We start from the raw sequence: 22,826 nt of genomic DNA, 5'->3' as shown, positions 1-22,826 counted from the left end.
GAGAGGAACGCCATGAGCGGCAGTGCGGCCGTCGAGCTGGAGGGGGATCTCACCGCGCTCCTTTCGGCAAGCGCGGGTGGCCCGCCGGTCGAGGGCGCTTTCGCGACGCTTGGTGGCTGGGAGCGATTGGCTCGGGAAGCCGCTGACCTCGCCGACAGCCCGGTGCTTCCGCCGCTCGTCCATCTGGTCGCGCACGAGGCAGCCAACTCCGGCGGCCGGACCGACAGCTATCCGGCAGCCATGCGCCGCGTATCAGTTGCGGTCACATCCTCCACGAGTCCGGCCATCCTCACCGACAGCCTGGAGGCTCTGCTCACCAGTGGACCTGCGCTGAACGAGGTCGGCGGGGTTTTGGCGAAGGCCCTGGAGGATGCTGTCCAGGAATTCCTTGACTTACCGGACCCGGACAGCCGCGCCGCCCTGAGAACAGCAAGCGCACTGGAGGCCCGCACCCGACTTGCCCTGTGCGGAATCGGAGCACCATTCGCGTTGCTAGCTCTTCTGGAACGCTTCGATGCACCGATGCCCAAGCCGCTCGGCACCGCGGTTGTCCGCGCCGTCGGTGTCGCCGTCGACCACTGGCCCCACGCCGCAAGCCTCGCCGGTGTTGTCCGTGTCATCGCTGGGATCGACCCCCCAGCCGGCCAGTTGCGTCCCGATGCCGACCCCGAGGACGTCGCCTCCGACGCCGCGTGGGTGCTGGCGGGTATCGAACTGGTCAGCGCACTCCGCGCCGCGGACCTGCCGCTCATGCTGAGCAAACTCGAAGCCTCCGCACAGTACTTGCAGGTCGCCTGGGACACCTACGAGCGTGAGGACGCCAGCGTCCTTCTGACCGTGGTGGAAGTGCTGTGCGCGCTCCTCGACGAGTCCTCAGCGGGGCCGCAGGTGGCAGCCCTGCAGACACCTCGGCTCGAACCACACGCACTGGCCGACCTGGCTGAGCGGGTACGCCGGATCAACGTGACGTCCATGGGTCTGAATCATTGGTATGGGGATCCGAAGCGAGCAGCGCTGCTGGCGTGGTCACAACTGGCCGACGACCTGAGCAGGCTCCGGGAAGAATTTGAGCGGGATAGCTTCTACAAAGCCGAGGTCGTTGTCGACGACCTACTCCAGATCTACCTGGGCTCGCGCTCCGCAGCTGTCGTCTCGCACGAGGAGGACATTGACGGCCTGCTCAGGCTCGTTCAGCCGGTCATCGAGTCGGGGTTCGCCAGAACGGCGGGCATGCTGTGCAACCTCGAAGACCACACCCACGCCCTGGAACAGGAAGCCGCGACCGCGGCGGGCGACCGTGGACGCGAGCTCACCGAGAAGCTCGCCGCCGCGCAAACGGTCCTTATAGCGGCGAAGGCGCAAGCATTGGCCGGTGCAGGGCCGGGAAAAGGCGGTAGCGGCACGGCAACAGCGTCGCTGCCGCAACCCCTTAACCAACTTGTCCTGCCAGGATCCGCGGCAGCGATCGAACTTGCCGAAAAAGTGTCGCCCGAGACCCTCGCTGAACTCGCCAAAGCGGTCAGCGACAAAACCATCGGCAGACACAGCCTCAACCTGATCGAGGCAGAGGTGTACTCCGCGATCCGATCGTGTCTGGAGACGAGCCCCGACTACGTCAGGGAGCCGAAGGAAGCAGTGGACGACGTTCTTCGGCTGATCATCCAGTTCGTCAGCTCACGGACCAATGCCCAATCGGACCTGTACCCCTACCTGTTCGACCCGAAGTCCGTCGAAGACGACATCCACAAGGACCTCCTCGGCTACCTCAAGTCCGGCAGCCATGGCGCGATCACCGAGTACGAGGTTCAGCACGTCGGCGGTGGCCGGATCGACCTGCGACTCAAGTTCAGCGGGTTCAGCATCTGCATCGAGATGAAGGTCGACTCGACGAAGAAGCCCTTGAGCGACAAGCAGGCGTACCTCAAGCAGGCAGTCACATACCAGACGACGGATATCCGAATCGGATTTCTGATCGCGCTGCGCCACAAGGCGTTCGATCCAACCGGGGCCTCGCCACACCTGAGCGCGCTCATTGGGCACACGGTGTTCGATGTGCCAGGCGACGAAGTGCCGAGGCACATCGTCACCGTAAGCGTTCCTGGCAGCCGGACCAAACCGTCGGACATGAAGTAGGGCAGGAGTCATGTTTCCGCAGGTCACAGGTTAGAATGATCTAGTTTGACACGGTAAGGGTCACTGGTTCAACCCAGTATCGCCCACAACGCGTAAGAGTTGGTCAGACAGCCCTCTGGTGATTATCACCGGAGGGCTGTTCTGGGTCTGTAGCACCACTCGCCATCGTGACCGTCCGATCGGTCATGCCCCGAGTGGGTTGGCCGACCTGCGGGCCGCCGTTCACACGGTGGCCAAGTGCCCCAGCGCTCCTACGACACTTCACCCAATCGCCATCGCGCCAGCCCTCCTCCAGCGCCTGTGCCGCTGCGTTCGACCGCACGGTAAACGGCATGCGCGCGCACGGGATGCGCGGATCGCGGCAAGAGCGGATGTTCGTCGTATCACGGACGATAGCGGACTTCACTGGCATAGATGGCTCGTGTTAGCTCCGTTGTCTGCGCAGTGACGAGACGAGACGAGAGACAATTTCGTTTGTGACTCCGGTTTGCAGGTCGAGCCATTGTCGGTCACGGAGTGAGGTCGGCACGTCGGTGGTGGAGTCAGCGCCGGGCAGGATGACTGGGATAATGGGAATACCGGTGTGATTGACTACATTCAGTAGTTCTTGTTGTTGCCCTGTGGACGTGTTGGTGGAGCGGCCGATGCAGAAGATCAGAGTTCTGGCGGCGTTGAGGCTCTCACTGAGGACGTGGGCCCACTTTGCTCCTGGCGGGATGTGGCCGTCGAAGAAGACACTGATTCCGGCTTTGGTGAGTGCGTCAACTAGTTCGAGGACGACGGGGCGGTCTTCGTTGGGAAAGGAGACGAAGGCGTCGTAGCGGGCTCGCACTTCGGCGGTGTCGAGGTGGGAGAAGCGTTGTTGGTCAACAAGGAAGCCGACGCTGGCATGCCGGAGGGGGCCGTTAACCAGCCAGTCTCGGCCCTGTTCGCCGGTGAGGAGTCGTTGTAGGGCGCGGTCGGAGAGCATTCGGGTGGCTACCAGCGCCTCATCGCCGGTGCTGCGCGCTTTGGCCGTGTAGTCGGCTGGTGCCCATTCGGCGACGTCCTCCGCCAGTCTGTCTGAAATGGTGAGTGCGTCGAAGACCTCGGGCCAGCGGTGTTCCAGGCACCGTGATATGGCGAAGAAGCGGATGGGAATGGTCGGGCTTTCGCCAGGGGAGCTGGTGCTGATGGCGAAGTCGACCAGAATGTTGTTAAGAAACCTGATGACCGCGCGGGGGTTGCCGCCGAGTGCTTCGGCGGCGGTGGGCAGGACCGGCTCCAGTTCAGTGACGAGTTCGGGCGGTTGGTCGGCGAGGAGGGTTCTGCAGAAGTCGTTCATGCGGGCGGTCGACCGTGGGATGTGGAAGGGCAGCTGGACGATTTTGTCGAGGTAGAGCTCGCCCTTGAAGTCTTTGATCCCGTAGTCGGTGGAGTACCGGTGCTGAAGGTAGCCCTCCACCACCTTGCGTGCGACGCCCAGTACGAAGATGAAGCCGGGTTGTGCTAGGACCAGCTTGATGCTCTCCAGCAGGCGTATGGCTTGGTCGGGGAAGCAGCGGTCGAGGTCGTCGATCAGAATGACGATCTTGACGTCCTTGCGGAGTTTCAGCTCGTCGAGGCTGTTGAAGGCGCCGTAGTAGAGGCTGCGGTCGAGCAAGGGGTCCGGCGTGAGCTTGGCCTTCCGGTCGATCATGTCCTTGGCCACGAGGGATGCCTCGAACTCGGCGAATCCCGGGACCGACACCTTGGACTTGGCCGAGAAGCCGTACGCGATGGCGCGCAGCGAGCGGATGAGCGCCTGCCTCGACTCGTTGATTTTTCTGCCCAGCGTCTGGTGTTGTTCGAGCGCTTGGACGATGGTCCCCACGAGCGGGACGATCGGGTGTTCCTCCTGCTCGTACCGCCACGCGTTGAACCACACAGTCACGACTTCGTCGTTGTCGGACAGCCTGCGTTCGATCAGGCGCATAAGGCTGGTTTTGCCAGTGCCCCACTCCCCGAACACGCCGATCGTGAACGGTCCGCGGGTGTCTGTCGCGGCGTCGGCCAGCACCTGGGCGTACGTCTCGAACCCGAGGCCATCCGCAGTGCGCTGGTCGGCTTCACCGACAGCCTGGTCGGCGATAAGACTGATCCGCATCCATCCCCCTGAGTCTCACCACGAGGATCGCCGGCGACCTCCGCACTGCTACACGATGCACGGGATGAACTGCTCCCGAACCGTCCGGAACTCGGCACGTACGGATGTTCGCGGAATGATGAACCAGTCCTCCGGCAACGACTGGTCCCGGTCGGGCAGCCCGAGAACCTAGTCACGCCGCCCCACGACACGCCCGTCCGCGATGTCACAGCGCGAATCGCGCCTCCACTACTAAGCTTCCGGTGCAGATTCCCTGGTCAGCCCTGTTCCCATCCTTTGGTACTCCTCCCCAGGGCTCGAACCTGCGCACGTGACAATGAGCCCATGTCCGGTTCACACTGGGGTGGGTGGAGCAAATCTGGAGCACGCGCGCTTGCTGAACCGGGTTCAACTGCGGTGAACCGCAGCCGACGGTCTCGTTCGACGTCCTGCGACGTGCGTGTTCTCCGTTTTGCCTGGTCAGGACGCTAGGGGGCCCCAACTGGCAGTGTGAGGTCAAAGACGAATGGTCCGCTGCCGATGGCCACGGCACCGGGGCTGGTATCGACGACGCGAACCAACCCGAAACCGGGGGAAGCGCAGGGCACCCGGCAGCAACCATCGCCGCCCGCGACGAACCATCCTCACCGCGCATCAACCGACCCAAATCAGATTCACTATGGGTCTGACCAGGGCAGATGCGGCCCTTTGAAAGCAGTTGGCGAAGTTCACCCGATCGGGAAGATCAACGACGACCCCATAACGAGATCAACAGGAGTTTTGGAGCGTACTTCTCCTGTTTCGCTCCTTACCCGCCGGTACAATGATCTTTCCGTCCACAAACGACGATCAACTAAAGATCATTTCCGAAAGATCAAAACGCCCGCCGACCTGGTGTTTCCACCGGATCAGCGGGCGTTCTTCAGACCGTCGGGCTGACAGGATTTGAACCTGCGACCCCTTGACCCCCAGTCAAGTGCGCTACCAAGCTGCGCCACAGCCCGGTCTGTCTTGCGGAGCGAAGACTAGCGCATGGGGGTTGTGGGGGGTCGCACCGGGGTGGGGTGAGGGGCCTGTCCCCCGGCGACAGGTCCCTCACCACCCCCGATGTGCTCCGGTGGTCCCCGACTTGCCCACGGGAGCATGTCGGACTATTGCCGAGTGGGGAGGGGGTGGCTACCGCCGGAAGTCGGGGGTGTTGGGGCTACTTTCGACGGATCGTGGGCGGGGAGGGCGGCTCGGAGGGAGAAGCCGCCGTCGGGGAGGTTTGTGGTGGTCAGGGTGCCGCCTGCGGTGCGGACGCGTTCGGTCAGGCCCTCCAGGCCGGTGCCGCCGGGAGTCAGGTCGGCCGGGGGTCGGGTGGGGGCTCCGTTGACCACGGTGGCGACGATGTGGGCGGCGTCCCGGGTCAGGGTGACCGTGATGGGGGCGCCGGGGGCGTGTTTGACCGCGTTGGTGAGGGCCTCCTGGACGACCCGGTACAGGGCTCGGCTGATCAGTGGGCTGGGGGTGGCGGCGACGGGGGTGAACTCGACGTCCACGCCCGCGGCTTGGGCTTGGGCGATCAGGGCTGGGAGCTCGGGCAGGCCCTGGGGGGTGTCCGTGCCGGTCAGGCCCAGGGCGGCGCGCATTTCCGCCAGGGACTGCTTGGCGAGCCTGCGGAGGTGGTCGGCGGTCTCCCGGGCCGTGGGGTCGGTGGTGGTGGCCGAGAGGGCTGCCGCCTGGACGGCGATCAGGGTGGTGTTGTGGCCGACGGCGTCGTGGATCTCGCGGGTTATGCGGGCGCGTTCGTCGGCCCTGGCGCTGTCCAGGCGGGCATGCAGCTCCGCGCGGCGGGCCTGGTCGCGTTCGGCGAGGGTGGCGCTGAGTTCGGCGCGCAGGCGGACCAGGACGCCGAGGGCGGCCGGGCCTGCGGGGACGACCACGGAGAACAGCGCGCTCATGATCTGGTTGGCCAGCACCTCGTCCATGCCGAACTGGTTCGCCACCTGCACCGTCAGGAAGACGGCAGCCACGGCGGCGACCACCAGCCGGACCGTGGGCGCGCACATGCCGACGCGGAACAGCGCCACCAGTGCGGGCGGCCAGCCGAGACCGCCGTAGAGGGCGGGCAGGCACAGCGCGAACGCCAGCCACGGCCACCTCAGGCGCAGCGGCAGCGCCAGGCAGGCGGCGATCGCCACCGGCAGCGCCCACGGGCTCGGCGGGTACGACATCAGCACGGCCAGCAGCGGGAGTCCCACCGCGAGGACCTCGAGGCCGACGCGCCTCCCGACCGGTCCCGGCCTGCACAGCCGCGCCCACCGGGTCATAACCGGTCCTCGGCCAGCACGTCCACGCCGTGCAGCAGGAGCGCGGCCTGGACGCGATTGTGGACGCCCAGTTTGGTCAGCACCTGCGACACGTAGCTCTTCACCGTCGCCTCCGTCAGCCCCAGCGTCTCGGCGATGGCCGCGTTCGCCCGGCCGTCGGCCAACTGCTCCAGCACCTGCCGCTCGCGCGCGCTCAGCGCGTCGATCGCCTGGGCGCGGCGCAGGGACAGCCCGGCGCCGCGGAGTCGGGGCAGCAGGCGCGCGGTGATCCTGGGGTCGAGCACCGCGCCGCCCGCGGCGAGGTCGACGACGGCGCGGACGAGCACGTCGGGCTCGGCATCCTTGAGCAGGAAGCCCGCCGCGCCCAGGTCCAGCGCGCGGGCCACGTAGTCGTCGAGGTCGAAAGTGGTCAGGATGGCGGTGGCGACGGGCACGTCGGCGAGTTCGCGCAGCGCGGTCAGGCCGTCCATCCTGGGCATCTGCACGTCCAGCAGCAGCACGTCCGGCCGGTGCAGCCGGACGGCGGCGATCGCCTCGGCTCCGTCGCCCGCCTCGGCGACAACCTCGACCCGTCCGCCCGCGGTCAGCAGCACGCGCAGGCCGTGCCGCAGCAGCGGCTCGTCGTCGGCGAGGACGACGCGGATAGGTGTGTCAGCGGCCACGTCTGTCCTCCCCCGTCCGGGGTTCTGAGCCTAACCTTGACCCCGTCCGACGACAGGAGAAACCGCCGTGCCCATCGCCGATCTGGGTGACCGCTCACTGCATTACGTGCGCCGCGGCGAGGGTCTGCCGCTCCTGCTCATCCAGGGCATGGCGGGCCACCACCTGATGTGGGGCGAGGCGTTGCTGTCCGATCTGGAGCGCGACTTCGACGTCGTCGCGTTCAACCACCGCGGCATCGGCGACAGCAGCCGGGCGGAGCCGCCGTACGAGATCACCGACCTCGCCGACGACGCCGCCGCGCTGATGACCGCGCTCGGCTGGGCCGACGCCAACGTGTTCGGCGTCAGCCTCGGCGGGATGGTCGCCCAGCAGGTGGCCATCCGGCACCCGGAGAGGGTGCGCACGCTGACGCTCGGGTGCACGTACGCGGGCAAGGGCGGCACCCTGGGCAGCCCGGGGCTGAGCCGCATCGCCAGGGCCCGTGCCACCGGCGACGTCCGGGAGACGATGCGCGCGAGCTACGAGGTCAACCTCTCCCCCGCGCTGCGCGTGGACGAGTCCTGGTTCGCCCGGTTCGCCGACGCCGCGCTGGCCGAGCGGGTGCCGGGGCAGGTGATCATGATGCAGCAGCAGGCCGCGCTCCGGCACGACGCCGTGGCCGACCTCGCCGGGATCGACGTCCCGACGCTGGTCGTGCACGGCACCGCCGACGAGGTCGTCACCTTCGCCAACGCCGCCCACGTCGCGGGCGCGATCCCCGGCGCGCGCCTGGAGGTCATGCCGGACGTGGGCCACCTGTTCTGGTGGGAGCGCCCGGAGCTGACCGCCAAGCTGCTGCGCGAGCACGCCCGCTAGCGGCGCTGCTTCTTCTCCCGCACCCGCACCGAGATCCGGATGGGGCTGCCCGCGAAGCCGAACTCCTCGCGCAGCCTGCGCTCCACGAAGCGGCGGTAGCCCGCCTCCAGGAACCCGGTCGTGAACAGCACGAACGTCGGCGGGCGGGTGCTGGCCTGGGTGGCGAAGAGGATCTTGGGCTGCTTGCCGCCGCGCACCGGCGGCGGGGTGGCGGCCACCAGGTCGTTGAGCCAGCCGTTGAGCCGCCCGGTCGGGATGCGCTGGTCCCAGGAGTCCAGCGCGGTGCGCAGGGCGGGGGCGAGCTTGCGCACGGCGCGGCCGGTCAGCGCGGACACGTTGACCCGCTCGGCCCAGGTGACCCGCACCAGGCCGCGCTCCAGCTCCCGCTCCAGCTCGTTGCGCCGGTCCTCGTCGACGAGGTCCCACTTGTTGAGCGCGAGCACGCACGCGCGTCCCGCCTCGACGACCATCGTCAGCACCCGCAGGTCCTGCTCGGAGATGGGCTCGCTGGCGTCCAGCAGCACGATCGCCACCTCGGCGGACTCGATCGCGCCCTTGGTGCGCAGCGAGGCGTAGTACTCCGCGCCGCTGGCGAAGTTGACGCGCTTGCGCAGGCCCGCGGTGTCGACGAACCGCCACACCTGGTCGTCGAGCTCCACCAGGGAGTCCACCGGGTCGACGGTGGTGCCCGCGACGGCGTCGACGACGGCGCGGTCCTCGCCGGTCAGCCGGTTGAGCAGGCTCGACTTGCCCACGTTGGGCCTGCCGACCAGCGCGACCCGGCGCGGGCCGCCCACGGTGGCGCTGTAGGTCTCGCGCGGGGTCTCCGGCAGCACGGCCAGGATCGCGTCGAGCAGGTCGCCGGAGTTGCGGCCGTGCAGCGCGCTCACCGGGTACGGCTCGCCCAGGCCCAGCGACCACAGCGACGCGGTGTCGGCGAGCAGGCGCTCGTCGTCGACCTTGTTCGCCACGAGCAGCACGGGCCGCTTGGAGCGGCGCAGCACGCGGGCGACGGCCTCGTCGGTCGCCGTGGCGCCCACGGTCGCGTCGACCACGACCAGCACGGCGTCGGCGTGCCGCATCGCGTACTCGGCCTGCGCGGCGACCGCGGCGGCCATGCCCTCGGCCTTGGGCTCCCAGCCGCCGGTGTCGAGCACGGTGAACCTGCGCCCGCTCCACTGCGCGTCGTAGGCCACCCGGTCCCTGGTCACCCCGGGGACGTCCTGCACGACCGCCTCCCGGCGGCCCAGGATCCGGTTGACCAGCGTGGACTTGCCCACGTTGGGCCGCCCGACGATGGCCAGCACCGGCTGCGGCGGCTCGGCGTCCCCGCCATCGGCGTCATCGATATCCGCGACCGCGGTCCATTCGGACTCGTCGGACCACGTGCCATCCAGTTCGGTCATGCCCGTCGCTTCTCGTCTAGTTCGTGCACCAGGCCCGCCAAGCGGACCCGGATCTGTTCGGTGGCCTCTTCCAGGCCCGTGCGGCCGCGCCCGACCTCCAGCGCGAACGGTTCGCCGACCAGCATGTCGACAACCGGCCGGAACCGCCTGCGCGACCCCTCGGGCCTGCGCGTTCCCCGGGTGGCGACCGGCAGCACGACGGCGCCGGACGTGCGCACCAGCCATGCCGCGCCCTGCTCGGCCGCGGCGACGTCGCCCGTGCCCCGGGTGCCCTCGGGGAACACCCCGACCAGCCCGCCGCCGCGCAGCACCCGCACCGCCGCCATCAGCGGCGCCCGGTCGGCCTCGCCCCGGCGGATCGGCAGCTGGCCGATCCCGCGCAGCAGCCGCCCCGCGACGCCGCGGAACAACTCCTCCTTGACCAGGAACACCGAGCGGCGCGGCAGCATTCCGTAGATGAGCTGCGGCTCCAGCAGCGAGCTGTGGTTGGCCACGAGCACGACCGGGCCCGTGCGCGGCACGCGCTCCCGGCCGCTGACCCGCACGCGGAAGGCAGGCCGGTGCAGCCAGGTGCCGATCCAGCGGGCCGTGTCGGCCAGCCGGGGCACCGCGCCCTCGGGCAGGTCGGGCGCCCGGGACCCCAGTCCGGTCATCGGCCGTTGGCCTCCGCGGTGGCCCGCAGCCCACGCTCCTCCACCAGCTCGATCAGCCGGGCCAGCACGCCGTCGATGTCCAGGTCGGTGGTGTCGACCTCGACGGCGTCGGCGGCCGGGCGCAGGGGCGAGACGGCGCGGCTGGAGTCCAGCCGGTCGCGGCGCTCGACGTCGGCGAGCGTGGCGTCGACGCTCACCTCGCGGCCCGCGGCGCTGTCCTGCCTGGCCCGGCGCGCGGCGCGGGCGTCGGCGCTGGCGGTGAGGAACACCTTGAGCGCGGCGTCGGGGGACACGACGGTGCCGATGTCGCGCCCCTCGACGACGATGCCGCCGCGCACGGCCTTGGCCTCGCTGATCATCCGCCGCTGCATCGCCACGAGCCGCTCGCGCACCTTGGGCACGGCGGAGACCGCGGACACCGCGAGGGTCACCTCGGGCCCGCGGATCTCGGCGGAGACGTCCTCGCCGGACAGCCGCACCCCGGCGCCCACCTCGGCCCCGATGACCAGCTCGGTGTTCTCGGCGACGCGCAGGACGGCGGCGCCGTCGGCCGGGTCGACGCCCGCGCGCAGCACGGCGAGCGTGACGGCCCGGTACATGGCCCCGGTGTCGAGGTAGGCGGCGCCGAGCCTGTCGGCCAGCCGCTTCGCCACGGTGGACTTCCCGGTGCCGGAGGGGCCGTCCATCGCGACGACTCCGCGCAGCTCACCCTGACCCACCGCTGTTGCCTCCCCGAACCGTGCGCACGTGACGCCACATTCTGCCTGGTCGCCCCGGGCGGTCCCCGGTTGGGCCATGACCGGGGACCGCACGCTCGGGTAGGGGGGCGGCGCGCCGGTCGCGTCAGGCCTGGTCGGCCCGCTCGCGCTGGACGGCCTCGGCGATCAGCTTGATGCGGCGGAGGCGGGCGTCCCACGCCGCGCCGACCGAGGACAGCTGCGCGACCGCGCGCGCGAGCTGCTCCTCGTCGACCCGGTAGCGCCGCTCCCGACCGGCGGGCGCGGCGTGCACCAGGCCCACCCGGTCGAGCACGCCCAGGTGCTTCGCGACGGCCTGCCGGGTCACGGGCAGGCGCTCGCTGAGGCTGGTGGCCGTGCCGCCGCCGTCGGCGAGGAGCAGGTCGAGCATCCGCCGACGGGTCGGGTCCCCCACCGCCGACCACAGGTCGTCGTCGACGGCGGCGGTCACCGGGCCGACACCAGCCCCCCGATGTAGTCGGCGAGCCGGGGGATGAAGGTGTCCCAGCCCGAGCAGTGGTCGTTGTAGGTCTCCAGCAGCTTGGCCTCCGTCCAGCCCATCTCGCGGAACCCCGTCTCGGTCATCCGGACCGTGGTGCCCTCGTCGGACGGGGTCAGCTCGAAGGTGATCAGCAGCGCGGTGTCGGCCTTGACGTCGTCGCCGGGGTAGCACCAGCGGAACGAGAACAGCCGGGGCGGCTGGGCGTCGACCACGGTGATCGGGGCGACCTGCGCCCGCTCGCCCCAGACGAGCTCGCCGACCGCGCCCGGGGTCGGGTCGAAGTCCGCGGCGTCGGACCACCACTGCGCGATGTGCTCGGGGCGGCTGACGACCTCGAAGACCACCTCCGGCGAGGCGTCGACGTGGATCTCCCGCTCGATCGTGCCGTATTCCATGGGAACCTCCATTTGCAACCTTTGGTTGCGAACGACGGTACTCGACCGGCGCTGGCATGCGCAACCGTTGGTTGCGAGTTCTAGCAGACCTCCTTCAGCACCGCCATCGCCGAGCGGAGCTGGTCGTCGGTCAGGTACGGCGCGGGGCCGAAGCGCAGGTGCTCGCCGCGGTTGTCGGTGAGGACGCCGCGCTCGCGCAGAGCGCTCTGCAACTCGGCGGCCCTGGGTGAGCGCAGGGCGAGGAAGCCGCCGTAGGACGTGCGGGGCAGGTCACGGTCGCGGGTGATCACCTCCGGCGGCAGGTCGAGCGCGTCGAACTCGGTCGCGAGCAGGGTGGTCTGGCGCAGGGAGATCTCGCGGAGCACGGCGTCGGTGAGGCCCTGCTCGGCGAAGAAGTCCGCGACCCTGGCGGCGCGGTAGTGGCTGGTGGGGTCGTAGGTCGAGCCCGCGAAGCGGTGGGCGCCGGGGGCGTAGTCGACGTGGGACGGGTCGCGCTCGGCGGCGAGGGTGTCGAACTCGGCGAACCAGCCGGTCAGGACGGGACGGAGGGACTGGGCGTGGGCGGGCAGGCGCAGGAAGCAGTTGCCCTCCCCCAGCTGCAGGTACTTGTAGCCGCCGCCGACGATCCAGGCGTCGGCCAGGCCCTGCCTGTCCAGCGGGAACGGCACCACGCCGAGCGCGTGATAGGCGTCGACCAGCAGCTCCGCGCCGACCTTGGCCGAGACTGCCATCAGCTCGCCGAGGTCGGGGACGATCCGCGCGGTCTCGAACAGCACCGAGGAGACCATGACCGCGGCGGTCCGGTCGTCCACTTCGGACGCCAGCCGGGCGGCGAGCGTGTCGGCGGGCGCGGCGGGCACGCGCACGACCTCCAGCCCGGCCTCGGCGAGCCGGGACAGCTGCCTGCGCAGCGTGTGGAACTCGCCGTCGGTGGTGACCAGGCGCGGACGCGCGCGCAGATCCAGCGCGGACAGGAAGCGGATCACCAGCTCGTGGGTGTTCTGCCCCAGGGCGATGTCGCCGCCGGGGTCGGACAGCAGCGTGCGGAAGTGCTCGCGCACGCGGTCGGCCTTGGCGAACGCCTCGCCCCACTTGCCGTCCACAAGGGACGCCGCGGCGTCGAACGCGGCGAGCTGGGCGTCCCTGGCCACGTCGGGCCACGCCTGGTGGGAGTGGCCGGTCAGCAGCAGCCGGGAGGAGACCTGGAAGCGGGTGTAGTGCTCGGCGAGGCTCACAGCACGCTCCGGACGGCCCACAGGTCCGGGAACACCGGCTGGAACAGGGTGCCGCGCAGGTACTTCGCGCCCGCCGAGCCGCCCGAGCCCATCTTGTCGCCGATGGTCCGCTCGACCATCTTGACGTGCCGGTAGCGCCACTCCTGCATGCCCTCGTCGAGGTCGACGAGATGTTCGGCCACAGTGGAGGGACCGGCGTCGTCGGTGTAGACCTGCAGCAGGACCTGCTGGAACTCGGGGCACTCCGCCCACGGCTCGCGCACGTCGCGCGAGACGACGGCGTCGGGGACGGTGTAGCCGTGCTTGACCAGGTAGGCGACGAAGGAGTCCATCAGCGACGGCCTGCTCATCGCGGCCTCGATCGACGCGCGCTGGGCGCCGCCGTCGGGGTAGTGGGCGAACGCGCGGCGGTCGCGGCGGCCGAGCACGGCCTCCAGCTCGCGGAACTGCGCCGACTGGAAGCCGCTCGATGAGTCCAGCCGGGCACGGAAGCTGGTGAACTGGCGCGGGGTCATCGTCTCCAGCACGTCGATCTGGGCGACGACGACCTTGAGGATCGTCAGGACGCGGCGCAGCGTGCGCACGGCGTGCGCGGTGTCGCCCGCCGCCAGGCGCTCCTGCAGGTGGGCCAGCTCGTGCAGGATCTGCTTGAACCACAGCTCGTAGACCTGGTGCACGACGATGAACAGCGGCTCGTCGTGCTCGTCGGAGCGGGGGCGCTGGGCGCCGAGGACCTCGTCGAGCGCCAGGTAGGAGGTGTAGGTGAGAGCGGCCGAACGGTCGGTCGCTGCTTGGTCGGTCGCTGGTTGATCCGTCACGGCGTCATCACTCCGTCGAAGTGCCGCCGCGCCGGGGCCTCCAGCGCGGGATACCGGTCATGGAAGAGCCGCACGGCCGCGGCCCGGTCGGGGGGTGGCGCGACGATGTCGGCGGGCAGTTCCGGGTCCAGCAGCGCGAACTGCCGGAACGCGTGCACCAGCCGGACCCGCAGGTGGAACGCCGCGGCGTCGGAGTCGGCGCGGATGTCGGCGAAGTCGGTGACGAACGCGCGGTAGCGGGCGGCCAGGGCGTCGAGGTCCCACACCCGGCGGGCGAAGTCGGCGAAGCCGGGGACCGGCGCGCCGACCAGCACGCCCGCGTGGCGCTCCACCCCGAGGTCGGCGCACAGCCGGGTGACCTGCGCGGCGCGGTCGTGCGCGGCGAGCCAGGCCCCGTCCTGGACCTGGCCGAAGCCGAGGAAGCGCAGCCTGCGCACCAGCCGCGACCGCGCGTCGCGGCGCTCCTCGGGGATGCTGTGCCACAGCACGGTCCAGGCCACCGGGCCGGGGCGCTCCGCGCCGAGGCCGAAGATGCGCTCGTCGCCCTCGGCGAGGACGTCGACCGCGCGCTGGGTGAGCGTGTAGTGCACGAGCCTGCCCTCCCTGGCCCGCGCGAGCAGTCCGCCGCCGACCAGCCGGTTGAGGGCGACGCGGCTGGCCCCTGCCGTGTAGCCGAAGCCGCCGAGCAGGGTCACCAGCCCGCCGGACCACACCGCGGCCGACTCGCGTGGCCGCAGGTGCGCCCCGAGGATGGTCAGGACGAGGTCCTGGGGAGCGCTGTCGGACACGGGTCGCAGTTTAGTTGACACCCCACCCGAGTCAACCGTAACGTTTTGATCGTCCGCAGGACCGTCGGCGCACAGGGTGGTGTGGCTGGTGCAGGTCGGAATCGGATTGCCCACGACCGTCCCCGGGGTGACCGGGACCGGCCTGCTGGACTGGGCGCGAGCGGCCGACGCGGGCCCGTTCAGCACCCTGGGCGTCCTCGACCGGCTCCGCTACGACAGCGTCGAGCCCTTCGCCGCGCTGTCGGCCGCCGCCGCGGTGACCACCCGGATCGGGCTGGCCACGATGATCGCCATCGGCCCGCTGCGCTCCCCCGCGCTGCTGGCCAAGCAGGCCGCCGCGATCGACGCGCTCGCCCCCGGCAGGCTCACCCTCGGCCTGGCCGTCGGCGCCCGCCGCGACGACTACGCGGCCGCGGGCGCCGACCACCGGACCAGGGGCCGGGCGCTGTCCACCCAGCTGGCCTACCTGCGCGGCGAGATCGCCGAGTTCCCCGTGCCGCGCTTCGGCGGACCCGGCGTCGGCCTGCTCGTCGGCGGGTCGAGCGGGGCCGCGCTGGCCAGGATGGCCCGCTACGGCGACGGCTACGCCCACGGCGGCGGCCCGCCCCGGGCGTTCGCCTCCGCCGCGGCGAAGGCGCGCGCAGCCTGGCAGGACCTGGGCCGCCCGGGCAGCCCGTGGCTCTGGGGCCAGGGCTACATCGCGCTCACCGACGCCGACCGAGGCCGGGACTACCTGCGCGACTACTACGCCTTCACCGGCCCGTTCGCCGAGCGCATCGCGGCCGGGGCGCTGACCACCGCGCGCGAGGTGCGCGACTTCATCCGCGGCTACGCCGACGCGGGCTGCGACGAGCTGATCCTGTTCCCGTCCACCGCCGACCCCGCGGAGGCGGAGCGGCTGGCCGAGGTGGTCGCGTGAGGACGGTCGTCATCGGCGGCGGGCCCGCCGGGCTCTACCTGGCGATCCTGCTGCGCAAGGCCGGGCACGCGGTCACGGTGCTGGAGCGCAACGCCCCCGACGCCACGTTCGGCTGGGGCGTGGTGTTCTCCGCGGGCACGCTCGGCGCGCTGCGCGACGCGGACGTGCCCACGCACCAGGCGATCACCGACTCCTTCGCCCGCTGGTCCGCTGTGGACATCCGGTTCGGCGGCAGGCTCGTGCGCGCGGGCGGCAACGACTTCACCGCGATCGCCCGCACCCGGCTGCTGGCGATCCTGCAGGAGCGCGCCCGCGACCTGGGCGCGGACCTGCGCTTCGGCGTGGAGGTCGACACGCTGCCGGACGCCGACCTCGTGGTGGCCGCGGACGGGGCCAACAGCCGCTTCCGCGACGCCCGGCGGTTCGGCGCGGCCGTGCGGCCGGAGGGCGGCAAGTACGTCTGGTTCGGCACCGACCTGCCGCTGGATGCGTTCACCTTCAGTTTCCGCGAGACCGAGCACGGCCTGTTCCAGGCGCACGCCTACCCGTTCGACGAGCACCGGGGCACGTGGATCGTCGAGTGCGCCGAGCCGGTGTGGCGGCGTGCCGGGCTGGACGGCGTCACCGAGGCGGAGAGCATCGCCTTCTGCGAGCGGGTCTTCGCCGAGGACCTGGCCGGGCACGCGCTGCTGTCCAACCGCTCGCGCTGGCTCGACTTCCCCCGGGTGAGCTGCAAGCGCTGGTACGACGGCAACCTGGTGCTCATCGGCGACGCCGCGCACACCGCGCACTTCTCCATCGGCTCGGGCACGAAGCTGGCGATGGAGGACGCGGTCGCCCTCGCCGCGGCGCTGGAGCGCAACGGCGACCTGACCGCCGCGCTGGCCGAGTACGAGGGCGAGCGCCAGCCCGTCGTCGAGCGGTTCCAGAAGGCCGCGGGCGACAGCGCGGCGTACTTCCTGCGCACCGCCCGCTACACCGGCTACCGGCCGATCCAGTTCGCGGTCAACCTGCTCACCCGCAGCGGCCGGGTCTCGCACGCCAACCTCGCCGCCCGCGATCCGGACCTGGTGCGGGTGGCCGACGCCGCGTTCGCGGGCGCGGCGCCGGGCGCCGTGGTGCCGCCGCCGGTGTTCACCCCGCTCGACCTCGGCGCCGTGCGGCTGCCGAACCGGATTGTCGCCGACGCATCGCCGGGATCGGCGGTCGACGCGGTCCGCGCGGGCGCGGGCCTGGTCGCTGTCGCGGCGGCGGTGTCGCCGGAGGGGCGCGTCTGCCCGGAGACGCCGGTGCTGGACTCGCCGGAGCCGTGGACCAAGCTGGCCGACGCCGTCCACGCCGCGGGCGGCCTGCTCGCCGTCCGGCTGACCCACGCCGGGGCGCGCGGGGCCACCCGGTCGCCGGAGTGGGGCGCGGACATCCCGCTGCCGCCGGACCAGGCGTGGCCGCTGGTGGCCGCGTCCGCGCTCCCGTACGGCCCGTTCAGCGCCGTCCCGACCGAGCTGACGGACCTCGACGGCCTCACCGCGCGGTTCGTCGCCGCCGCGGGGCACGCGGGCGACGCCGACGTGCTGGAGCTGGACCTCGCGGACGGGCACCTGCTGGCCGGTTTCCTGTCGCCGCTCACCAACCGCCGTCCGGAGACCCGGGCGTTCCCGCTGGCCGTGCTCGACGCCGTGCGCGCGGCGTGGGCCGGGCCGCTGATCGTCCGGCTCTGCGTCGACGACCTCGCCCCCGGCGGCCTGACCGCCGACGACGGCGTGGCCGTCGCCCGCCAGGCGCGGGAGCGCGGCGCGGACGTGGTGCACGTGCGGGCCGGGCACACCGTCGCCGAGTCCCGGCCCGACTACGGGCCCGGCCACCTCACGGCGCTGTCGGACCGCGTGCGCGCGGAGGCCGGGGTCCGCACGCTGGTCGGCGGCTACCTCACCACCGCGGACGAGGCCAACACCGTCCTCGCCGCTGGCCGCGCCGACCTGTGCGCGCTGAGCCCTCGGCCGACACCGCTGGAGGAGCTGGGGTGAACTTCGCCGACCTGACCTCCCCCGCGGTGGGCGACCTCGCCGCCGACCCGCCGGTGCTGCTGCTGCCGCTCGGCGCGATCGAGCCGCACGGCCCGCACGCGCCGCTCAACACCGACCTGCTGATCTCGACCGGCGTGTGCGAGCGGGTCGCCGCCCGGGTCCCGGTGCGCGTGCTGCCGCCGATCCCCTACGGCGTGACGCGCATGAGCGCGGCGTTCCCGGGCGCGGTCGGCGTCGAGGAGGACGTGCTGCACGACCTGATCGTCCAGGTCTGCGCTTCCCTTGCCGCACAGGGATTTCCGCACGTGGTGATCGTCAACAACCACTTCGAGCCCGGCCAGGTCGCCGCGGTCCGCAGGGCCGTGCGGACGCTGGCCGAGCGCGGCGTGCGGACCGGCAATCTGGACCTGACCCGGCGGGCCGTCGCGCAGCGGCTGACCGAGGAGTTCCGCACCGGCTCCTGCCACGCGGGCCGCTACGAGACCTCGCTGGTCCTGGCCGACCGTCCCGACCTCGTCGACACCGAGGCCATGGCGAGCCTGCCGGAGAACCACGTCGACATGCCCGCGCGGATGCGGGCGGGCGCCGAGGACTTCCCGGCGATGGGCATGGACCGCGCCTACTGCGGCGCGCCCGCCGAGGCCAGCGCCGCCGAGGGCGAGTCCACTTTCGACACCCTGGCCGAACTGCTGCTGGAGACGATCGCCGAGCTGGTCACGGAGGAGTGATGGACGCCAACATCGCCGCCCGCTTCCTCGACGCCGCCCTCGATCGCGGCGACGGCCCCCGCACCGCGCTGCTGACCACCGACGGCCCGATCACCTATGCCGAGCTCACCGAGCGGGCCAACCGTCTGGCCGGGGTGCTGCGCGCGTTGGGCGTGCGGCAGGGCGACAGGGTGCTGCTCGCCCTCTCCGACGGCCTGGACTTCGTCGCCGCCTGGTTCGGCGCGCAGCGCGCGGGCGCGGTCACCGCCGAGGTCTACACCTTCCTGCCCGCCAAGGACCTCGCCTACTTCATCGGCTACACCGACGCCACCGTGGTGATCGTCGACCCGCTGACGATCGACCGCGTCCGCGAGGCCGGGACCGGGGGCCGCCGCGTGCTCGTCGCGGACGCGGGCGGCCGGGACCTGCGTGACAACGAGTTCGACCTCGACGTGCTGGCCGAGGCCGCCACCCCGGAGGCCGAGACGGCGCCGGTCGGGCTGGACGACGAGGTGCTCTGGAAGTTCACCACGGGCAGCACGGGCAGGCCCAAGGCGTGCGTGCACACCGCCCGCAGCCCGCTGTTCAGCAACCTCGCCTACGCCCAGGGCGTGCTGGCGCTCGACCGCGACGACGTCGTCCTCCCGGTGCCCAAGCTGTTCTTCGGCTACGCCCGCGACCTCGCCGCCCTGTTCCCGTTCGGCGCGGGCGGCGCGGGCGTCGTGTTCCCCGAGCGGACCACGCCCGAGCGCGTGTTCGACCTCATCGCGGAGCACCGGCCGACGATCCTGGTCAACGTGCCGACGATGATGAGCGCGATGGTGGCCCATCCGTCCGATCAGGACCTGAGCTGCCTGCGGCTGTGCACGTCGGCTGGCGAGGCGCTGCCGAGGGAGCTGCACCGCAAGTGGATGGACCGCTTCGGCGTCGAGGTGGTCGACGGGATGGGCTCGTCGGAGGCGTACCACATCTTCCTGTCCAACCGGCCCGGCACGCCGCGGCCGGGCACCATCGGCGTGCCCGTCCCGGGCTACACCGCGCGGGTGGTCGACCCCGACGGCGCCGAGGTGCCCGACGGCACGGTGGGCGCGCTGGAGGTCACCGGCGACAGCGTCGCCCTGCGCTACGAGGGCGACCCCGACAAGACCGCGCTGACGTTCCCCGCGCCGGGGACCGTGCGCACGGCCGACCTGGTCACGCGGGGGCCGGACGGCGCGTTCACCTACCGGGGCCGGGCGGACGACCTGCTCAAGGTCAGCGGCGTCTGGGTCGCGCCTGCCGAGATCGAGCACTGCCTGATCGGCCACCCGGCCGTCGTCGAGTGCGCGGTCGCGGGCCACGACACCGACGGCCTCACGCGGCTGTGGGCCTACGTGGTCGGCGACGGGGTGGAGGGCGAGGAGCTGCGCGAGTACGTCCGCGCGCGGCTGTCCCCGCACAAGACCCCGGAGAAGGTCGTGTTCCTCGCCGAACTCCCCCGCACCGCCAACGGCAAGCTCGACCGGAGGGCGCTGCCATGAGGCGGGTGCTGGTCACCGGCGGCACGCGGGGCATCGGCGCGGCCGTCGCCGCCCGCTTCGGCGCGCTGGGCGACGCGGTGGTGGCGGTCGGGCGCGCCGAGTGCGACGTGACGGACGAGTCGGCGGTGGCGGCGCTGTTCGAGCGCGTCGGGCCGGTCGACGTGCTCGTCAACAACGCCGGGATCGCCACGAGCGCCCCGCTGGCCCGCACGACCGTCGAGCAGTGGCACTCCACTATGGACGTCAACGCGCTGGGCGCGTTCCTCTGCACCAGGGCCGCGCTGCCGGGCATGGTCGAGCGCGACCACGGCCGGATCATCACCGTGGCGTCGACGGCCGGTCTGGCGGGCGCGCGCTACACCTCGGCGTACAGCGCGGCCAAGCACGCCGCGGTCGGCCTGATGCGGGCGGTCGCGGCCGAGGTCGCGGGCACCGGGGTCACCTGCAACGCCGTCTGCCCGACGTTCGTGCGCACCGACATGACCACCGAGTCGGTGCGCAGGGTCGCGCACCTGACCGGCCGGTCCGAGGCCGACGCCGAGCGGTCCATCGCCGGGATGTCGCCGCTGGGCAGGCTGCTGGAGCCCGACGAGGTCGCCGACGCCGTGCTGTTCCTGGCCGACGCGGCCGCGGTGAACGGCCAGGCGCTGGTCCTGGATGGAGGAGGAGTCACATGAGCCCGTACCGGGCCTCGCCCGGGTTCACCCGGGAATGGGCGCACTTCGGCTTCACCGTCGACGACGGCGTCGCCACGGTCACCCTCAACCGGCCGGAGAAGCTGAACGCCCTGACCTTCGACGCCTACGCCGACCTGCGCGACCTGCTGGCCGAACTGCCGCACCGCGGCGACGCGCGGGTGCTGGTGCTGCGCGGCGAGGGTCGGGGCTTCTGCTCCGGCGGCGACGTCGAGGAGATCATCGGCGAGCTGCGGAAGCTGGACGTCGTCGGCCTGCTGGAGTTCACCAGGATGACCGGCGCGGTGGTGCGCGCGCTGCGGGAGTGCCCGCTGCCGGTGATCGCCGCCGTCAACGGGGTGGCTGCGGGCGCCGGGTCGGTGCTGGCGCTGGCCGCGGACTTCCGGCTGCTGGCCCGCGAGGCGAAGTTCGCGTTCCTGTTCACCCGTGTCGGGCTGGCGGGCGCGGACATGGGCTCGGCGTACCTGCTGCCGCGCATCGTCGGGCTCGGCCGGGCCACCGAGCTGCTGATGCTCGGCGACAGCGTGGACGCCGAGCGCGCCGAGCGGATCGGGCTGGCCACCCGGGTGGTCGACGACCTGCCCGCCGAGACCCAGGCGCTGGCCCGGCGGCTGGCCGACGGCCCCGCGCAGGCGTACTCGGCGACGAAGGTGCTGCTGACCCGCGAACAGGACATGGACCTGGCCAGCGCGATCGAGCTGGAGGGCGTGGCCCAGGCGCTGATGATGCGCACGGAGGACCACGCGGAGTTCTACGCGGCCTGGTCCGGCGGCCGCCGTCCGGTCTGGAGTGGACGATGAGCAGGCACCGGGTGGTCACCGCGCCCGAGCTGGCCCCGCCGGTCGGGTTCGCGCACGCCGTCGTCGCCGTGCCCGGGTCGGCGGTGTACCTGGGCGGGCAGACCGCGCAGGACGCGTCGGGCGCGATCGTGGGCACGACGATGGCCGAGCAGTTCGACGTCGCCGCGGGCAACGTGGTCGCCGCGCTGGCGGCGGCGGGCGGCGAGCCGGGCGACCTGGTGTCGGTGCAGATCTTCGTGACGGACGTGGCGGCGTACAAGGCGGCGCTGGACGAGCTGGGGCCGTTGTGGCGCAAGCACTTCGGGCGGCACTACCCGGCGGTGGCGCTGTTCGGGGTGGTCGAGCTGTTCGACCGGGAGGCGATGATCGAGCTGGTCGGGGTGGCGGTCGTATGAGCCTGCGCGAACGCGCCGAGGAGCTGGCGGCCGGGCCGCTGTCCGAGGCGGCCCGGCAGGGCGTGCCGGGGCGGATCAACCGGGCGCTGCTGGCGGCGCTGGCCGAGCACGGCCTGCTGGCGCACATCTTCCGGCAGTCGGAGGGGTCGTACCTGCCGACGTCGGCGGTGGAGCTCTGCGAGATCCGGGAGGGCCTGGCGCGGCACTGCACCGAGGCGGAGACGGCCTTCGCGCTGCAGGGCCTCGGCGCGTACCCGATGCTGCTGGCGGGCGGTCCCGCCGCCGACCGCTGGCTGCCGGAGATCGCGGCCGGACGCGCGGCGGTCGGCTTCGCGCTCACCGAGCCCGACGCGGGCTCCGACGCCGCCGCCCTCGCCCTGACCGCCACCCCGGCGGGCGACGGGTGGCGGCTGACCGGCACGAAGACCTACATCTCGCACGCGCCCGAGGCCGAGGTGTACTCGGTGTTCGCCAGGACCGGCGACGGCAGGCGCGGCATCACCGCCTTCGCCGTGCCCCGCGACAGCCCCGGCCTGCGCGGCGACCACCTCGACCTGATGGCCCCCCACGCCATCGGCACCCTCCGCTTCGACGGCGTCCCGGTGTGGCGCGACCAGCTGATCGGCGACGTCGGCGGCGGCTGGGCGGCGGCGATGCGCACCCTGGACCTGTTCCGCCCGAGCGTCGGCGCGTTCGCCGTGGGCATGGCCCAGGCCGCCCTGGACGCCGCCGTCGCCCACGCGGCCCAGCGGCACGCGTTCGGCAAGGCCCTCTCGGCCTTCCAGGGCGTCTCCCACCAACTGGCCGACGTCGCCACCCGCCTCCGCGCGGCCCGCCTCCTGGTCTACGACGCCGCCTCGGCCTACGACGCCGCCCCCGGCACGTCGGGCCACCTCTCGGCGATGGCGAAGCTGTTCGCCACGGAGACCGCGCAGGTCGCCGTCGACCTGGCGGTCCAGGTCCACGGGGCGCGGGCGCTGGAGCGGGGTCACCTGCTGGAGCACCTGTACCGGGAGGTCCGGGCGCCGCGCATCTACGAGGGCACGTCGGAGATCCAACGCGAGATCATCGCCCGAAGCCTCTTCGCCTGACCGACTGTCAGTCCCTCCTGCGAACATGATCGGTATCCCGGGGCCGAGGGAGGCCGGACGGCGTGGGCTGCCGT

At 71.8% G+C, this 22,826-nt stretch carries 21 protein-coding genes and 1 tRNA gene; 10 read left to right on the top strand and 12 right to left on the bottom strand.

What is annotated here, in order from left to right:
- Positions 1–12: 12 nt before the first annotated feature.
- Positions 13–2,133: a hypothetical protein gene (locus IEY98_RS31035; protein WP_189214253.1), complete on the top strand. Its 2,121-nt coding sequence runs from the start codon at positions 13–15 to the stop codon at positions 2,131–2,133.
- 424 nt (positions 2,134–2,557) lie between these two features.
- On the opposite strand, the gene IEY98_RS31030 is transcribed toward IEY98_RS31035, so the two are convergent.
- From IEY98_RS31030 to IEY98_RS31015, 4 genes are all read right to left on the bottom strand, one after another.
- Positions 2,558–4,258 (bottom strand): P-loop NTPase fold protein, encoded by a 1,701-nt coding sequence (locus tag IEY98_RS31030; protein WP_189214252.1) that lies wholly within the window; start codon positions 4,256–4,258, stop codon positions 2,558–2,560.
- A 909-nt stretch (positions 4,259–5,167) separates the two neighbouring features.
- Positions 5,168–5,241 (bottom strand) — tRNA-Pro (locus IEY98_RS31025).
- A gap of 147 nt (positions 5,242–5,388) precedes the next feature.
- Positions 5,389–6,549 carry a sensor histidine kinase gene (locus IEY98_RS31020; protein WP_189214251.1) on the bottom strand — a complete coding sequence of 387 codons (1,161 nt, stop codon included), beginning with the start codon at positions 6,547–6,549 and terminating at the stop codon, positions 5,389–5,391.
- On the bottom strand, positions 6,546–7,211 hold the full coding sequence (locus IEY98_RS31015; RefSeq protein WP_189214250.1) for a response regulator: 666 nt from the start codon (positions 7,209–7,211) through the stop codon (positions 6,546–6,548). Before IEY98_RS31015 ends, IEY98_RS31020 begins: the two co-directional genes overlap by 4 nt.
- A gap of 67 nt (positions 7,212–7,278) precedes the next feature.
- Here IEY98_RS31015 and IEY98_RS31010 point away from each other — a divergent pair, with 67 nt between their 5' ends.
- Complete coding sequence (locus IEY98_RS31010; RefSeq protein WP_189214249.1) at positions 7,279–8,067, top strand: alpha/beta fold hydrolase; 789 nt, start codon at positions 7,279–7,281, stop codon at positions 8,065–8,067.
- On the opposite strand, the gene der is transcribed toward IEY98_RS31010, so the two are convergent.
- From der to IEY98_RS30970, 8 genes are all read right to left on the bottom strand, one after another.
- On the bottom strand, positions 8,064–9,473 hold the full coding sequence (der, locus tag IEY98_RS31005) for a ribosome biogenesis GTPase Der (RefSeq protein WP_189214248.1): 1,410 nt from the start codon (positions 9,471–9,473) through the stop codon (positions 8,064–8,066). The two genes, IEY98_RS31010 and der, sit on opposite strands and share 4 nt — an antisense overlap.
- Complete coding sequence (locus IEY98_RS31000) at positions 9,470–10,126, bottom strand: lysophospholipid acyltransferase family protein (RefSeq protein ID WP_189214247.1); 657 nt, start codon at positions 10,124–10,126, stop codon at positions 9,470–9,472. The genes der and IEY98_RS31000 overlap by 4 nt, the downstream gene beginning before the upstream one ends.
- Positions 10,123–10,812 (bottom strand): (d)CMP kinase, encoded by a 690-nt coding sequence (gene cmk, locus IEY98_RS30995; protein ID WP_229787809.1) that lies wholly within the window; start codon positions 10,810–10,812, stop codon positions 10,123–10,125. The genes IEY98_RS31000 and cmk overlap by 4 nt, the downstream gene beginning before the upstream one ends.
- Positions 10,813–10,969: 157 nt before the next feature.
- On the bottom strand, positions 10,970–11,314 hold the full coding sequence (locus IEY98_RS30990) for an ArsR/SmtB family transcription factor (RefSeq protein WP_189214245.1): 345 nt from the start codon (positions 11,312–11,314) through the stop codon (positions 10,970–10,972).
- The gene (locus IEY98_RS30985; protein ID WP_189214244.1) at positions 11,311–11,760 is read right to left on the bottom strand and encodes an SRPBCC family protein; all 450 of its coding nucleotides are present in this window, start codon (positions 11,758–11,760) and stop codon (positions 11,311–11,313) included. The genes IEY98_RS30990 and IEY98_RS30985 overlap by 4 nt, the downstream gene beginning before the upstream one ends.
- An 80-nt stretch (positions 11,761–11,840) precedes the next feature.
- Positions 11,841–12,995 carry a kynureninase/PvdN C-terminal domain-containing protein gene (locus tag IEY98_RS30980; protein ID WP_189214243.1) on the bottom strand — a complete coding sequence of 385 codons (1,155 nt, stop codon included), beginning with the start codon at positions 12,993–12,995 and terminating at the stop codon, positions 11,841–11,843.
- The gene (locus IEY98_RS30975; RefSeq protein WP_189214242.1) at positions 12,992–13,813 is read right to left on the bottom strand and encodes a tryptophan 2,3-dioxygenase; all 822 of its coding nucleotides are present in this window, start codon (positions 13,811–13,813) and stop codon (positions 12,992–12,994) included. Before IEY98_RS30975 ends, IEY98_RS30980 begins: the two co-directional genes overlap by 4 nt.
- Positions 13,810–14,601, bottom strand: coding sequence for a PaaX family transcriptional regulator (locus IEY98_RS30970; protein WP_189214241.1), 792 nt, complete (start codon positions 14,599–14,601; stop codon positions 13,810–13,812). The genes IEY98_RS30975 and IEY98_RS30970 overlap by 4 nt, the downstream gene beginning before the upstream one ends.
- Before the next feature lie 88 nt (positions 14,602–14,689).
- Here IEY98_RS30970 and IEY98_RS30965 point away from each other — a divergent pair, with 88 nt between their 5' ends.
- From IEY98_RS30965 to IEY98_RS30930, 8 genes are read left to right on the top strand one after another with little or no spacing between them, the layout of a single operon-like run.
- Positions 14,690–15,520 carry an LLM class flavin-dependent oxidoreductase gene (locus IEY98_RS30965; protein WP_189214240.1) on the top strand — a complete coding sequence of 277 codons (831 nt, stop codon included), beginning with the start codon at positions 14,690–14,692 and terminating at the stop codon, positions 15,518–15,520.
- On the top strand, positions 15,517–17,544 hold the full coding sequence (locus IEY98_RS30960) for an FAD-dependent monooxygenase (protein WP_189214239.1): 2,028 nt from the start codon (positions 15,517–15,519) through the stop codon (positions 17,542–17,544). The genes IEY98_RS30965 and IEY98_RS30960 overlap by 4 nt, the downstream gene beginning before the upstream one ends.
- On the top strand, positions 17,541–18,272 hold the full coding sequence (locus IEY98_RS30955; protein ID WP_189214238.1) for a creatininase family protein: 732 nt from the start codon (positions 17,541–17,543) through the stop codon (positions 18,270–18,272). Before IEY98_RS30960 ends, IEY98_RS30955 begins: the two co-directional genes overlap by 4 nt.
- The gene (locus IEY98_RS30950; RefSeq protein ID WP_189214237.1) at positions 18,272–19,771 is read left to right on the top strand and encodes a benzoate-CoA ligase family protein; all 1,500 of its coding nucleotides are present in this window, start codon (positions 18,272–18,274) and stop codon (positions 19,769–19,771) included. The genes IEY98_RS30955 and IEY98_RS30950 overlap by 1 nt, the downstream gene beginning before the upstream one ends.
- Entirely contained in the window at positions 19,768–20,448 is a 681-nt protein-coding gene (locus IEY98_RS30945) for an SDR family NAD(P)-dependent oxidoreductase (protein WP_189214236.1), read from the top strand. Before IEY98_RS30950 ends, IEY98_RS30945 begins: the two co-directional genes overlap by 4 nt.
- Positions 20,445–21,266 (top strand): enoyl-CoA hydratase family protein, encoded by an 822-nt coding sequence (locus tag IEY98_RS30940; RefSeq protein ID WP_189214235.1) that lies wholly within the window; start codon positions 20,445–20,447, stop codon positions 21,264–21,266. The genes IEY98_RS30945 and IEY98_RS30940 overlap by 4 nt, the downstream gene beginning before the upstream one ends.
- Positions 21,263–21,661, top strand: a complete 399-nt coding sequence (locus IEY98_RS30935; RefSeq protein WP_189214234.1) for a RidA family protein — start codon at positions 21,263–21,265, stop codon at positions 21,659–21,661. Before IEY98_RS30940 ends, IEY98_RS30935 begins: the two co-directional genes overlap by 4 nt.
- A complete protein-coding gene (locus IEY98_RS30930) occupies positions 21,658–22,752 on the top strand; it encodes an acyl-CoA dehydrogenase family protein (protein ID WP_189214233.1) in 1,095 nt (364 codons plus the stop codon). Before IEY98_RS30935 ends, IEY98_RS30930 begins: the two co-directional genes overlap by 4 nt.
- The last annotated feature ends 74 nt before the right edge of the window (positions 22,753–22,826 follow it).

It is taken from the genome of Actinokineospora fastidiosa (assembly GCF_014648415.1).
GTDB lineage: Bacteria > Actinomycetota > Actinomycetes > Mycobacteriales > Pseudonocardiaceae > Actinokineospora > Actinokineospora fastidiosa.
The sequence above is the reverse complement of the archived record's forward strand: the minus strand, read 5'-3'. Positions and strand labels throughout refer to the sequence as shown.